Origin of the sequence: Paraglaciecola psychrophila 170, from assembly GCF_000347635.1 — a bacterium.
Classification (GTDB): Bacteria; Pseudomonadota; Gammaproteobacteria; order Enterobacterales; family Alteromonadaceae; genus Paraglaciecola; species Paraglaciecola psychrophila.
The window spans coordinates 500,371-513,185 of sequence record NC_020514.1; the positions used below are offsets into that span (position 1 = coordinate 500,371).

At 40.6% G+C, this 12,815-nt stretch carries 12 protein-coding genes and 2 pseudogenes; 8 read left to right on the forward strand and 6 right to left on the reverse strand.

Features of this window, described 5'->3' with window-relative positions:
* Positions 1-28: 28 nt before the first annotated feature.
* A complete protein-coding gene (locus tag C427_RS02150; protein WP_007640388.1) occupies positions 29-1,291 on the forward strand; it encodes an alkaline phosphatase family protein in 1,263 nt (420 codons plus the stop codon).
* A gap of 184 nt (positions 1,292-1,475) precedes the next feature.
* Here the strand turns inward: C427_RS02150 and ftsX are convergent, their stop codons facing one another.
* The 3 genes from ftsX to ftsY all read right to left on the reverse strand — a co-directional run bounded on the left by ftsX (position 1,476) and on the right by ftsY (position 4,658).
* Positions 1,476-2,456, reverse strand: a complete 981-nt coding sequence (gene ftsX, locus C427_RS02155) for a permease-like cell division protein FtsX (RefSeq protein WP_007640389.1) — start codon at positions 2,454-2,456, stop codon at positions 1,476-1,478.
* Positions 2,457-2,546: 90 nt separating this feature from the next.
* A complete protein-coding gene (gene ftsE, locus C427_RS02160; RefSeq protein ID WP_007640390.1) occupies positions 2,547-3,242 on the reverse strand; it encodes a cell division ATP-binding protein FtsE in 696 nt (231 codons plus the stop codon).
* Positions 3,243-3,257: 15 nt separating this feature from the next.
* Positions 3,258-4,658 carry a signal recognition particle-docking protein FtsY gene (ftsY, locus tag C427_RS02165; RefSeq protein ID WP_007640392.1) on the reverse strand — a complete coding sequence of 467 codons (1,401 nt, stop codon included), beginning with the start codon at positions 4,656-4,658 and terminating at the stop codon, positions 3,258-3,260.
* A gap of 71 nt (positions 4,659-4,729) precedes the next feature.
* Between ftsY and rsmD the strand changes: the two genes are divergently transcribed.
* A complete protein-coding gene (gene rsmD, locus C427_RS02170; RefSeq protein WP_007640394.1) occupies positions 4,730-5,344 on the forward strand; it encodes a 16S rRNA (guanine(966)-N(2))-methyltransferase RsmD in 615 nt (204 codons plus the stop codon).
* A gap of 21 nt (positions 5,345-5,365) precedes the next feature.
* Here the strand turns inward: rsmD and C427_RS02175 are convergent, their stop codons facing one another.
* Both C427_RS02175 and C427_RS02180 read right to left on the reverse strand, forming a co-directional pair.
* A complete protein-coding gene (locus C427_RS02175; protein ID WP_007640398.1) occupies positions 5,366-5,959 on the reverse strand; it encodes a YjaG family protein in 594 nt (197 codons plus the stop codon).
* A gap of 118 nt (positions 5,960-6,077) precedes the next feature.
* Positions 6,078-6,668 (reverse strand): YhgN family NAAT transporter, encoded by a 591-nt coding sequence (locus C427_RS02180; protein ID WP_007640400.1) that lies wholly within the window; start codon positions 6,666-6,668, stop codon positions 6,078-6,080.
* Between the two features lie 226 nt (positions 6,669-6,894).
* On the opposite strand from C427_RS02180, the gene C427_RS02185 reads away from it, so the two are divergent.
* The gene (locus tag C427_RS02185) at positions 6,895-7,077 is read left to right on the forward strand and encodes a hypothetical protein (RefSeq protein ID WP_007640402.1); all 183 of its coding nucleotides are present in this window, start codon (positions 6,895-6,897) and stop codon (positions 7,075-7,077) included.
* A 69-nt stretch (positions 7,078-7,146) separates the two neighbouring features.
* Here C427_RS02185 and pepB read toward each other — a convergent pair.
* Positions 7,147-8,429, reverse strand: a pseudogene (pepB, locus tag C427_RS02190) (aminopeptidase PepB).
* 73 nt (positions 8,430-8,502) lie between these two features.
* On the opposite strand from pepB, the gene sfsA reads away from it, so the two are divergent.
* The 5 genes and pseudogenes from sfsA to folK all read left to right on the forward strand — a co-directional run bounded on the left by sfsA (position 8,503) and on the right by folK (position 12,776).
* Positions 8,503-9,207 carry a DNA/RNA nuclease SfsA gene (sfsA, locus tag C427_RS02195; protein WP_007640406.1) on the forward strand — a complete coding sequence of 235 codons (705 nt, stop codon included), beginning with the start codon at positions 8,503-8,505 and terminating at the stop codon, positions 9,205-9,207.
* Between the two features lie 164 nt (positions 9,208-9,371).
* Complete coding sequence (gene dksA, locus C427_RS02200) at positions 9,372-9,821, forward strand: RNA polymerase-binding protein DksA (protein WP_007640409.1); 450 nt, start codon at positions 9,372-9,374, stop codon at positions 9,819-9,821.
* Positions 9,822-9,915: 94 nt separating this feature from the next.
* On the forward strand, positions 9,916-10,830 hold the full coding sequence (gene gluQRS, locus C427_RS02205) for a tRNA glutamyl-Q(34) synthetase GluQRS (RefSeq protein WP_007640413.1): 915 nt from the start codon (positions 9,916-9,918) through the stop codon (positions 10,828-10,830).
* A gap of 163 nt (positions 10,831-10,993) precedes the next feature.
* Positions 10,994-12,288, forward strand: a pseudogene (gene pcnB, locus C427_RS02210) (polynucleotide adenylyltransferase PcnB).
* A complete protein-coding gene (gene folK, locus C427_RS02215; RefSeq protein WP_007640421.1) occupies positions 12,285-12,776 on the forward strand; it encodes a 2-amino-4-hydroxy-6-hydroxymethyldihydropteridine diphosphokinase in 492 nt (163 codons plus the stop codon). The pseudogene pcnB and the gene folK overlap by 4 nt, the downstream one beginning before the upstream one ends.
* Positions 12,777-12,815 lie beyond the last annotated feature (39 nt).

The window sequence follows — 12,815 nt, forward strand, 5'->3', positions numbered from 1 at the left end:
TTACTTAACCTAATAAGGTCCAATATAGATGGTGAACATTTATTTTAAGCGATTGTTAACACTTATTTTTTGGGTTTCTTTTAATGCTCATTCTGTTGCAGTTAATAATGATCCTATTGTTATTATGATTGGCGTTGATGGGCTACGAGCCGATACCTTGGAACGTATGCCCGCTCCCAATTTACAGGTTTTAGCGGACACTGGCGTGAGGGCTAATATGATCCCAGCCATGCCGACTAAAACATTTGTGAATTTCTATTCCTTAGCGACTGGTTTGCACCCAGAACATCATGGCTTTGTTTCCAATTACCCTTATGATCGAGAAATAGGCCGTAAATTTAATCGTCAAACAGACGTCAACGATTCTAAATGGTGGGGTGGGGAACCTATTTGGATAACTGCTGAAAAACAAGGTATTAAAGCGGCGACTTATTTTTGGATAGGTTCAGAAGTGGAAATTGACGGTGTGCGACCAACATTTTGGAAACCATATCAACAAAATAAAGACTATGCCGAACGTGTTGAAGAGGTATTACAATGGCTTGCTTTACCTGAGAAACAGCGACCAAGATTAATCACATTATATTTTTCGGCAGTAGACACTGCAGTACACAGCTTTGGTGTAGATACGGCGCAAGAAAGAGCAGCAGTAACTTTGGTTGATAAACACATTGGCGATTTGCTACTGGGACTCAAAAAGTTAGGGCTTGAACAGCGTTCAAATATAGTGGTGGTGGCGGATCATGGAATGGTCAATTTATCTGATCAAAGAGTGATCAATATTGACTCATTGGTAGACTTGTCTAGTTTCGTCGTATCCGACTGGTCAGATACGAGAGCTTCAGTACACGCTCCGTTCCTAAATTTGTTTGCAACACCTGAATTAGTGGATGCAGCCTACAAAAAACTGCATAAAGCACACCCAAAAATGCAGGTGTTTCGCCGTGGTGATTTTCCGACTAATTACTATTTTGACCACCCAAAAAGGGGACCCGACATAATGTTGCTAGCGGATACTGGCTGGAGTATTTACGCTAGTCGAGATAAACGTGAGCCCCAATCGTTGGTTAAATCAGGCCGATCGGTCGCCACTCATGGTTATGATAATCAAGACCCACTGATGCATGCTACTTTTATTGCTAATGGCCCCGCATTTAAGAAAAAATTGCAAGCGAAACCTTTCGACAACATAGAAGTATACGGTTTATTGGCCTGCGTATTGAAGATAAAACCTGCCGACACCGATGGACATGTTAAAAATATTCAGCATTTAATGACACAAGATTGCTAATCCCTCGTTGAACGAGTGTGGTTAAATTGCCAGACTTGAGTACATAACAGATGTTATAAAGTACTCAAATAAACATCTGTAGCTTTTCTATATTGAATTTATAGGACGTTTTAAATCAGTATTTTTTAAAGAGTGGAGGTGTCACTTTCTTGTTGCAGTTTGGTGCATACGTCAAGTGAACAGATTATTTAGGCTCAATATCACGCACATGACGTTTGACCGATAGCAAAGAGCCGGTTAGACCCAGAAAAACCGAGAGGCCTAACATCCATAGAAAGGTAGAAAAGTCAGCGCCGGTTAAGTTGAAACTCCTCTGGTATAACTCGCTTACTGCACTAACACTGCTGCTCATCCACCATAAAAGTAATATAACCGCTATCCACGCTAATAAACCACCTAAAAAGCCATACCAAAAACCTGTGTACATAAAAGGCCGTTGGATAAAAGCATCTGTGGCGCCAACTAATTTCATCACTAAAATTTCGTCTTTTTTACTAAGAATGTTTAGTCTTATCGTATTGCCAATAATGAGCACAACTGCTAGAAACAGCAAAAGAGCAATGACGGTGACTAAGTCTTTGACTACATTAAGCAATGCATGTAATCGCTCAAGCCATTCAATATCTAACTTACCAATATCTACTTCCCTTTCGTCTCTGAGTTTGTCTAAGAGTATACGAGCGGCTATTGGGCTGGCATGTCGGCTGGTGGGGATAACTAGTATCACATTCGGCAACGGATTTTCATCTAAGTAAGCAATCGCATCACCAAAGCCTGATAATTGTTTAAACTCTTCCAGTGCTTGGTCTGCCGAGATATAATTGATTGAGTCGATTTCTGGCCACAGCTGAATTCGTTTTAGTAGTTGCTCGATGTCTCCCTGACTGACTTTTTCTTTTAAGAATAAAGAGATTTGAGACGCTTGCTCCCAACCAGAACTGACATTCTCGGCATTTTTTACCATAACAAACAGGGTACTGGGTAAGGTGATACTTAATCCTAAAACCCCTATTGTCATAAGTGATGCGGCTTTTGAGCGCCATAGTTCACCCAAGCTGCCCAGTGCCTGTCTGAAATGACTGACAAAGAACATCACAAAACGTTGATTGGCAGATACTTTAGAGATTTGCGCACCTTGTACTCGACCTTTAAACAAGATGCTCATTGAGTTGCTCTCATTAATGAGTAAACCATTGCTGAGCTAATCACAGGCGTGCAGTTACACATCGAATTAAACAATAAATAAGGCATAGAGTTACACATAGAGCTCATTACTTTGAAATTCATCTGTTAGACCATCGGTTATCATCTGGCCTTGTTTGAGTGTCAGTGTTCTATATTTCATGCGTGCAATCAGTCCAAGGTCGTGTGTAGCAATGAATACAGATACGCCAGCTTGGTTAAAATCTTCAAATAGTCTAATAATCTCCATCGATAATTTGGGATCTAAATTACCCGTTGGTTCATCGGCTAATAACAACGGTGGTTTATTCACTACCGCTCGGGCAATACCAACTCTTTGTTGTTCACCGCCAGACAACATAGCAGGCAAGTTTTTGACCTTATCACTTAGGCCAACCATTTCTAAGGCTGCATGCACCCGTTTCGCTGTTTCTTTATGAGAATAACCTTCAATAATTAAAGGTAGTGCCACATTGTCAAACACACTTTTTTCCATCAGTAAGTGGTGGCTTTGAAAAATCATGCCTATATCACGGCGTATATAAGCAATTTGTTTACGTTGAATATTGCTTAAGTCGTGCCCATTGATTAACACTTTCCCCACAGTGGGGCGTTCCATGATAGATATGAGTTTCAGCAAGGTACTTTTCCCGGCGCCTGAGTGACCGGTTAAAAATGCCATTTCTCCTGGCTCAATATGAAAATCTACCTTTCTCAAGGCTTGTTGTCCGCCGGGGTAGGTTTTGCTGACTTGTTCAAACTTAATCATAAGTGGCTTAGTTGGTTATTGCTGTTTGCTAGATTCTGAAAATAACGCATTTACAAAATCTTGACTATTAAAGGGTCTCAAATCGTCAATGCCTTCGCCTATGCCGACATAACGAATAGGAATATCAAATTGGTCAGCAATAGCAAAAATCACTCCACCTTTTGCGGTACCGTCCAATTTGGTCAAGCTTATACCAGTTAAGCCTACTGCTTCATTGAATAATTTAGTTTGGCTTATTGCATTTTGTCCGGTGCCTGCATCTAGGGTCAGCATGATTTCGTGAGGGGCTTGTGGTGCAATTTTTTTGATCACTCGGACTACTTTCTTAAGTTCTTCCATTAAGTGTTCTTTGTTTTGCAAGCGCCCAGCTGTATCTGCAATTAACACATCAATATTTTTTGCTTTGGCGGACTGAAATGCATCAAAAATTACTGACGCGCTGTCTGAACCTGTTTGTTGCGCCACCACAGGGATATTATTACGCTCACCCCAAACTTGAAGTTGTTCAACCGCTGCAGCTCTAAAGGTATCACCTGCTGCCAGCATAACCTTCTTACCTTGCTGTTGGAATTGTTTAGCCATTTTTCCAATAGTAGTGGTTTTACCTACGCCATTTACACCAACCATTAAAATAACAAATGGACCAGACTCCGTTTTAAGGGTTAACGGGGACTCGACTTTTTTCAATATATCGGCCATTTGTTCTTTTAATAATTTATATAAGGCGTCGCCGTCTTTCAATTGTTTACGGTCTGAACTTTCAGTTAACTGCTTAATGATTTTAGCTGTAGTGTCCATACCCACATCAGCTACTAATAATTGTGTTTCTAATTCTTCAAATAATTCATCATCAATAGCTTTTCCACGAAACAAACTGACAATACCACTACCGATACTTTCTTTAGTTCGCGACAGACCGCGTTTTAATTTACTAAAAAAACCGCTATGTTCGGCATCTTGTTGTTCTGTAGTTGGATTATCTAGGACTTCTATGGTTGCTTGATTATCCGCTAATGAAGTGTTTTCAAGTGCCGAGGTACTTTCATTGAAAGGCTCAGTGACAAGCGCTTTGGTTTCTGAATCTGACTCTCTGCTGACAGGTTCTTGGCTGTTTTTAAGTAGCTCAACCGTGCTGGGTTTTATATGAGAACGATTGTTTTCTAATATTACTGTAACCGGCTCTGATACCTGCTCAGTATGGCTTTTTTGCTCTGAGTCTGGTGTCGTTTCAGTTGTTTTTGGTTGAGATTTTTGATTGGGATTGGCACTGGACTCATCTATTGTAGAATTGTCATTCTTTATTATTTCTGGTTCTGAATTCACCTGTTCATCTGAGGTTAGAAGAGGGCTTTTTTTATCGACAGGAGACTCTTCTTGTTGTTTATCTTTTTTGAGCCATTTAAAAAACTTTGACATTCCGGTGAGAAATCCTAGGTAATTGGGTAAACTATTTAAATCATTTCTCAATAATAGCATTTCTATACCAAATGAAGCGAGGCGAAAAACGTTCATCAAAGAGCAGCGTAGCAGCGGGCACAAAATCGGGTGGCACGGTACGGATCATCAGCGGGCGTTTTCGTGGCCGTAAATTGTCTGTACTCGATGTTCAGGGACTGCGCCCAACTACTGATAAAAACAAGGAAATGTTATTTAGTTGGTTGATGCCCTACACCTTAGATGCGGTATGTTTAGATGCGTTTGCGGGTAGTGGTGGATTGGGATTTGAGGCTTTGTCACGTTATGGGAAAAGTTGTACTTTTATTGAGTTAAATAAAAACGCAGCGGAAAAATTGGCAGATAATATCCAATTATTAGACTTAAGTTCACAGCAAGCACAAATTATTCAAGGCAACACATTAGACACCTTAAATAACTTGAATCAGCCATATGATTTGATTTTTTTAGACCCACCATTTAATCAGGACTTACTTCCTCAGACGATTCAACGCATTGCTGAAAATGCTTTGTTATCTGTCGATGGGGTCATTTACATCGAATGTGAAGGGCAAGGGGGCAGTTATTCAGTACCTGAAAATTGGCAATTGATTAAAGAAAAGCGTAGTCCGCAGATTTTGGCCAGAGTGTATCAACGCGCCAATTGACGTTATCACTATCAACCGTGTTTAGATTTCTATGCCAATGTTACTCATACCTTCTGCGGTGGCGAGTTGTTTCAACTGTTTACAGCTTTCTGCATTTTTTGCACATTTTGACAGAAATATTAATAATTCTTGTTGAGTCTCGACTTCCCATTGCATTAACGGGTGTTGTTTAATATCTAGGTCGCTGATGTCTTCTTCAGTACTTGCTTCGATAAATGCTTCTACTCCACCTTGTGATAGTTTACTGACAACTACTGCTCCTTGAGGATCTTCGCCTTGGATTAGCAAAATGGTAGCTGATAGCGACATAGCCATGTCGATTGCTGGATAGACACCATAGTTGTCAAAATCTACGGCATCTGGAACCGCGTCTTCTACTTTCTCTAATTGAGCTGCAAAATTTATTTTGGCTTGGGGCACAGCTAACCATTCCCAGATGGCATTTAAACTATTGCGATACTGCGCAGGATCGGCAAACTCTGTTGCCTCACAAAAAAGCACATAGTTAGGTAACATTCGTTCTAAAAGTGTGGCTGAAAAAGCGACTGCATACCAACCTTCTAATTCTCTCACTTGTTGGAATATATTTAGTTTTTTATTCAAAATCACTCTCATTAATATTTTTACGTAGCCGCTCACGCTGGGATACAAGCTCAAAGGTGCAAAGTGTCTACAATTTTTAAGTGTCTAATACACTTACTTTGTCTACAACAAATAAGTAACTACAACTAAGTTACCCTAATGAATAATAATTTCCTATACCGTCCAATAACATTTGGATAGAAATCATGATGAGGATCATGCCCATCAGTCTTTCTATTGCGATTAGTCCTCTTTCACCTAACAGTCTGTGTAGTTTATTAGAAAGCATTAAAATGGTCGCTGAGGCCAACCATGCTGCTCCCAGAGCCATAGACCAATCCAACATACGTCTATGATCTTGGTTTGCTAATAATATAAGTGCTGCCAATACAGATGGACCTGCAATCATAGGTATGGCTAATGGCACAATAAAGGGTTCTTCACCAGAGGCTAATCCTGCCACGCCTACTGGTTGTGGAAATATCATTTTTAGACCAATCAGAAAAAGAATAATCCCCCCAGCTATACTGACACTTTCTTGGCGAACATTTAAAAAGTCCAACACGACCTGTCCACTAAACAAGAAAGTGAACATAATAATAAGTGAAAATAAAAGTTCTCTAGCCAATACTATTCTTCTGCGTTTAGGTTCAATGGTCTTTAATACAGACATAAACACGGGCAAATTACCGAGTGGATCCATAATTAAAAATAAGGTGATAGCAGCAGACCAAGTGTCCATTGTTTGTCTCTTACATAACGTTGCACTTATATTAGTTTATAACATCTCATCCCTATGCCCTAAAATTAGTTTTAATTTCAATAGGTTGATAATTTAATAATAAATTACGGTTATAATAGAGATTTGTAGCCCTATTAAGTGATGGTAATTTGTATCAGCAAAATTCAAAGTTTGCGCACAGCAAATAAGTCATCAAAATATCATTAGAAAATAAGAGGACTGAGCAATGAGTCTGGTGACTGTCGAGCACGTAGCCGAGTTTCTTGGTGTACAGGATGTAAGAGTTGAGAGACTAGAAAGAGAAAGTTTGCTACCTGCTACTGATAAAGATCCTGATGGAAACCCCCTTTTTGCAAAAGATGCGGTAGAAAAATATAAGGTACTTGCTAAACGTTTAGGTGGCTTGTAACTGGTCTTAAATATCGAAAAGGCGGTTATTAAAAGGCGGTTATAAAAAGTACCGCCCCTTCGATATTGTTTACTCTTCTAGTAATGCCCGAGCTATAGTTCTAATTCCTTGAGCTGTTGCACCTACAGGCAAATGTACTGTTCCTCCTGCGTTGTATGCAGCAGCTAGGTCGATATGTAACCAACCTTTACCTTCTTGATTAACAAACCTTGATAAGAAACCTGCTGCGTTTGATGCGCCACCGCCGCCGCCGCCTTTTTGTGATTTGCTATTCGCTGTATCAGCAAAAGCAGAAGGGCATTTGTTTTGATGCCATTTCTCTAAAGGCAAACACCATGATGGCTCAAACTCTTGGGCTGAGTAATCTAAAACTCTTTGCTGCAATGCTTTGTCTAAGGAGAAAAAGGCGTTGTATTCTTCACCCAAAGCTACCATGGCTGCGCCCGTAAGCGTTGCCGCATCTATAATCAGCTTAGCGCCTGTTGCAGTGGCTGCCATTAAGCCATCAGCTAACACTAGTCTGCCCTCGGCATCGGTATTAACTACCTCAACAGTTGTGCCATTTTTATAGGTGATCACATCACCTAATTTATAAGCGTGACCGCTGATAAGGTTTTCTGCACAACATAAAAATAATTTAACTCGCTTATCCAATCCACGAAGGATAGCTAAGCCAAGCGCGCCAGTGACAGTAGCTGCACCGCCCATATCACATTTCATGCTGAGCATGCCTTCACTACTTTTGATGCTGTAGCCACCGCTATCAAATGTAATTCCCTTACCTACGAGGCAGGCTGAAATTGGCGCATTACTATCTCCAGTCGGATTATAATCGATCTCAATCAAGACGGGGGGCGGGTGCTGCCGCGACCCACATGATAAATTCCCATCCAACCTTGTTCTTTGAGTGCTTCGCCGACCCATCTTTTGCTGCTTATGTGTTTTTCATCTATTGATGTAAGCCAATCTTCACACGTATTAGCAAGTATTTCCGGTGATAAATCTTCTGGCGTCGCATTGGTGATATTGCGAGTAAAGATCATCGCTTGATAGCGGTGCGATAACTCAATTGCATTGTCATCGTCGCACCACTGGATATGGTGTTGTTTTTTAGTGGTGGTAAAACTTTGCGCGAAAGCCCATTGCTGCTCAATTTCCCAGCTTCCTGTTAGTTCAACTTGCATCACACCTAAGCTATCAAGACTACGAGCAGATTTTTGAATAATGCTTAAATTGTTTTCAGGATCCACCAAGTGAATTTGCGCAGTTTGGCCATTAACAGACAATACCGTTCCAGCTGAATAATAATCAGCTGGTGCTTGGGTGGTAATAGACACAGATAAACGAGACATAACTACTCCATCTAAAAAAAGAGAGTTAGAATAGCATGACGTCTTCCACCAAACATCATTTTAAGAAGCTATCATGCAGTTCTCTTCTCCTCTTATTCAAGGCACTTTGATAAAACGTTATAAGCGTTTTCTAGCCGATGTGCAGTTAACTGACGGTTCCATAGTTATCGCACATTGCCCTAATACTGGGGCAATGACCGGCTGTGCAGAGCCCGGTTGGAAAGTGTGGTTATCACCTAGTACTAACCCAAAACGTAAATTGTTGTATACATGGGAAGTGGTATTAACTGATAAACATCATTGGATTGGAATAAATACTCACAAAGCCAATATATTAGTAAAAGAAGCACTACAAGAAAATAAGATAGCTGAGTTAGTCGGCTATGCAAACTTGAAGGCGGAAGTAAAGTTTGGTGGAGAAAACAGCAGAATTGACTTTTTACTAACCGACTTTGAAAAAGCAGACTGTTACGTTGAAGTCAAATCGGTCACTCTATTAGATAATAATGTAGGTTACTTTCCTGATGCAAAAACTATACGTGGGCAAAAACATCTGCGGGAGTTAAGTCTAATTGCCAACCAAGGGAAACGTGCAGTTTTGCTTTTTTGTGTGCAACATTCAGGGATTCAATCGGTGCAAGTGGCAAAGCAGATTGACCCGGACTACGCTAAGGAGCTTAAACAAGCTATGATAAGTGGAGTACAAATTTTATGTTACGGTTGTAAGATTAGCTCAGAAAAAATCTATATAAATCAATCTTTGCCTTTTTTTTCATAATATAGACGTTGATTTTTTCAGCAAGGCCTCCATATTGCCTGCTAGAAAATTGTTTTCACTGTAACGGAAGATGTTAAGAGCAAGCAATTGCCTGTGTTATGGGTTTTTGATATACATAACCTCATGCACAAACAGCTCTTGCCGTAGTTTAGGAGAATTGGCACATGCCAACAGCAAAAACGAATAAAACACTTGGATTATTAGCACTAGCCGGTTTGACTGCTTACGAGGAGAAAAAAGGCGAAGAGTACATGAATGAAAAGCAAATGATGCATTTTCGTTTATTACTTAAGGCTTGGCGCGATCAACTTCGTCAAGAAGTAGACCGTACGGTGCACCATATGCAAGATGAGGCAGCTAACTTTCCTGATCCTGTTGACCGTGCAGCACAAGAAGAAGAATTTAGTCTTGAGTTACGTACTCGCGACAGAGAACGCAAATTAATCAAAAAAATTGAAAAGACGCTGAAGCGAATTGACGAAGATGATTTTGGTTTTTGTGATGAATGTGGTATCGAAATTGGTGTACGCCGTTTAGAAGCAAGACCTACAGCAGATATGTGTATTGATTGCAAAACCATGGCAGAAATTAAAGAAAAACAACTTCAAGGCTAACTTTGCCTTTTACCCCAAGTGCTTATTAATTCTTTAATCAGCTACTTGGGGTGATACCTTCCACTCTATGGTTACTGCACAGAAATCCTCACACATGAAATTCGTTACATCTAAGGATGTCTACGTTGGGCGTTTTGCACCCTCTCCATCAGGAAACTTACATTTTGGTTCTTTGGTGACTGCATTAGGTAGTTATTTACGATCAAAGAGCCAAAATGGACAATGGTTACTTAGAATAGAAGATATTGATCCCACTAGGCAAGTCTCGGGTGCCAGTGATTCAATCATGCGGTGTCTAGAAGCGCACCACTTGTTCTGGGACGGTGAGCCTGTTTATCAAAGCAGCAGAAGTAACTTATACAATGAAAAAATTCAGTACTTAACTGCGCAAGGTTTAACCTACTCTTGTCAATGTACCCGTTTAGAATTAGCTAGCCTTCAGAATGAGCAATTATGTCATTGTGCTAATCAAAATTTAAATGTTGAAAATTGCTCGATAAGATTCAGACATCATAATACCCAGCAACAGTTTTATGATGAGTTATTAGGACAAGTCGATTTCCCCAAGTCTGATATACCTAAACAATTTGCTATCAGGCTTAAGGGTAATCTGTTTGCATATCAGTTGGCTGTGGTAGTTGATGATATTCAGCAAGGAATAACTGAAGTGGCACGAGGTGCTGATTTGTTAAATGCCACATTGTTTCAACTTGCCTTGTATCAGGCATTTGATAGCCCAGTGCCCAAGTTTTTACATTTTCCAGTAGTCGTGACCAAATCTGGTGAAAAATTGAGTAAGCAAAACCATGCCCGTAAAATAAACCCTAATGATGTTCGTGCTAACCTAATAAACGCGCTCGAATTTCTCGGTTTATTTCCATGCAAGGAGTTGCAACAGGGATCAGTGCAAAATATATTGAATTGGGCTATCTGTGAGTGGGACTTGAATAAGATACCCGCTAAAACAGAGTGTATTGATAATAGAATTGGGCAAGCAGACAGTATATGATTAGCGCCGAATTTTTCTGCTTAAATCAGCCACACATAAAAGATAGAAGCACAACAGGCCCAAACAAGGAGCACAGCATATTATTTCTCGCGTAATTGACAAAGTCAGGAGCGCTCTGCGCGCAAAAAAACCAGACCAGCCCGCTGCACTTGTTGCGACTGTCATTCCTCGTGCAGAGCATTCTGTTTCTCGTGATTCAATGAGTGAAAACGCACTTAAGGTTCTTTATCGCCTGCACAATAGCGGTTATCAAGCTTATTTAGTTGGGGGCTGTGTACGCGATGTATTATTAGGTAAAGAACCCAAAGATTTTGACGTCACCACTGATGCTACACCAGAACAGATCAAAGGGCTGTTTCGTAATTGCCGATTAATTGGGCGTAGATTCCGGTTGGCGCATATTGTGTTTGGCCGAGAAGTTATTGAGGTAGCTACTTTTCGTGGTCATCATGAAAATAATGATGAAGGCGATTCGAAAGATAGTAAACAAAGCGACGACGGCCAATTAATGCGAGATAACGTATTTGGTAGCATTGAAGAAGATGCAGAACGCAGAGATTTCACCATCAACGCTATGTATTACAACATTGCCGATTATTCGATCAGCGATTTTGCTGGCGGTATGGAAGCGATTAAAAATAAAAAATTACATTGATAGGCGATCCTGAAACCCGCTATCGTGAAGACCCGGTTAGAATGCTTAGAGCTGTGAGGTTTGCTGCTAAGCTCGATATGCATATCAGCGAGGAAAGTGCGGAACCTATTAAACGTATGGCGCCATTGATGGCAAATATCCCTCCGGCCAGATTATTTGAAGAAATTCTCAAATTATTGTTATCGGGACAAGGGTTAGCTACCTATAAGCTATTGTCAGAATTTCATTTATTTGAACCGCTCTTCCCACAGTTAGCACCCTTATTGTTGCAACCAGGCAGTCGTGAAAATCAATTTGTGGAGCAAGTACTCACCAACACTGATAATCGCATTAATACCGGTCAAAGAGTGACGCCTGCGTTTATTTTTGCGGCATTTATGTGGTATCCATTAGAAGAGCGTTGTCAGCAGCTAATGGTTGATGGGGGGTTGAATCACTTTGATGCCTTTAATTTGGCGCTAAATGATGTGATGCATCGCCAGATTCAGCGCATTATGATCCCCAAACGCTTTAGTACGCCGATTAGGGAAATCTGGCAGTTACAAAATCGATTGCCTAAGCGTTATGGTCGTAGAGCTTATCAAATGCTTGAGCATCCAAAATTTAGAGCTGCATATGATTTCTTATTGCTGCGTGGCCAGATTGAAGGCGGCGACTTATTAGAGTTAGCCGACTGGTGGACCGTTTTCCAAGAAGCAGACGAAGATCAACGTAAGACAATGTTAGAAGTGCTACGTCAACAGGAAGGTGCGCCTCCCAGACGCCCCAGACGTAACCGCAAGAAACCTAAACCTAAGGTATGATTTCAGTTTATATTGGCTTAGGCAGCAATTTAGCGCTGCCTGAAAAGCAAATACAAGCCGCTTGCAGTAGCTTAGCTGCGTTACCTAGCACAGCGTTGATTATGTGTTCAAGCTTGTATCGAAGCCAACCTATGGGTCCACAAGACCAACCCGATTATGTGAATGCTGTTGCTCTTATAGAAACTAAACTTTCAGCGGACAGCCTGTTGCAACACACTCAATTAATAGAAAGTCAGCAAGGTCGCACACGCAACGCTAACCGATGGGGGCCTAGAACCCTAGATTTAGATATGTTGTTATACGGCAAACAACAGATTGATAAAGAATATCTACAAGTTCCCCACTGTGGCATGAAACAAAGAGAGTTTGTACTTTATCCGTTGTTTGAAATAGCCCCTGACTTGATCTTACCCTGTGGTGAAATACTATCTGAACTGTTGCTCACATGCCCGTTGAATGGTTTACGAAAAATGGCACCCTTAAAATGACATATTTGTTACTAATCTAGAAATGCAGAAAAAAACCCG

Bases quoted from the DNA above. Each gene is read 5' to 3' on its own strand.
- C427_RS02150 (WP_007640388.1), top strand. From the start codon at position 29: ATGGTGAACATTTATTTTAAGCGATTGTTAACACTTATTTTTTGGGTT.
- ftsX (WP_007640389.1), bottom strand. From the start codon at position 2,456: ATGAGCATCTTGTTTAAAGGTCGAGTACAAGGTGCGCAAATCTCTAAA.
- ftsE (WP_007640390.1), bottom strand. From the start codon at position 3,242: ATGATTAAGTTTGAACAAGTCAGCAAAACCTACCCCGGCGGACAACAA.
- ftsY (WP_007640392.1), bottom strand. From the start codon at position 4,658: ATGTCAAAGTTTTTTAAATGGCTCAAAAAAGATAAACAACAAGAAGAG.
- rsmD (WP_007640394.1), top strand. From the start codon at position 4,730: ATGAAGCGAGGCGAAAAACGTTCATCAAAGAGCAGCGTAGCAGCGGGC.
- C427_RS02175 (WP_007640398.1), bottom strand. From the start codon at position 5,959: ATGAGAGTGATTTTGAATAAAAAACTAAATATATTCCAACAAGTGAGA.
- C427_RS02180 (WP_007640400.1), bottom strand. From the start codon at position 6,668: ATGGACACTTGGTCTGCTGCTATCACCTTATTTTTAATTATGGATCCA.
- C427_RS02185 (WP_007640402.1), top strand. From the start codon at position 6,895: ATGAGTCTGGTGACTGTCGAGCACGTAGCCGAGTTTCTTGGTGTACAG.
- sfsA (WP_007640406.1), top strand. From the start codon at position 8,503: ATGCAGTTCTCTTCTCCTCTTATTCAAGGCACTTTGATAAAACGTTAT.
- dksA (WP_007640409.1), top strand. From the start codon at position 9,372: ATGCCAACAGCAAAAACGAATAAAACACTTGGATTATTAGCACTAGCC.
- gluQRS (WP_007640413.1), top strand. From the start codon at position 9,916: ATGAAATTCGTTACATCTAAGGATGTCTACGTTGGGCGTTTTGCACCC.
- folK (WP_007640421.1), top strand. From the start codon at position 12,285: ATGATTTCAGTTTATATTGGCTTAGGCAGCAATTTAGCGCTGCCTGAA.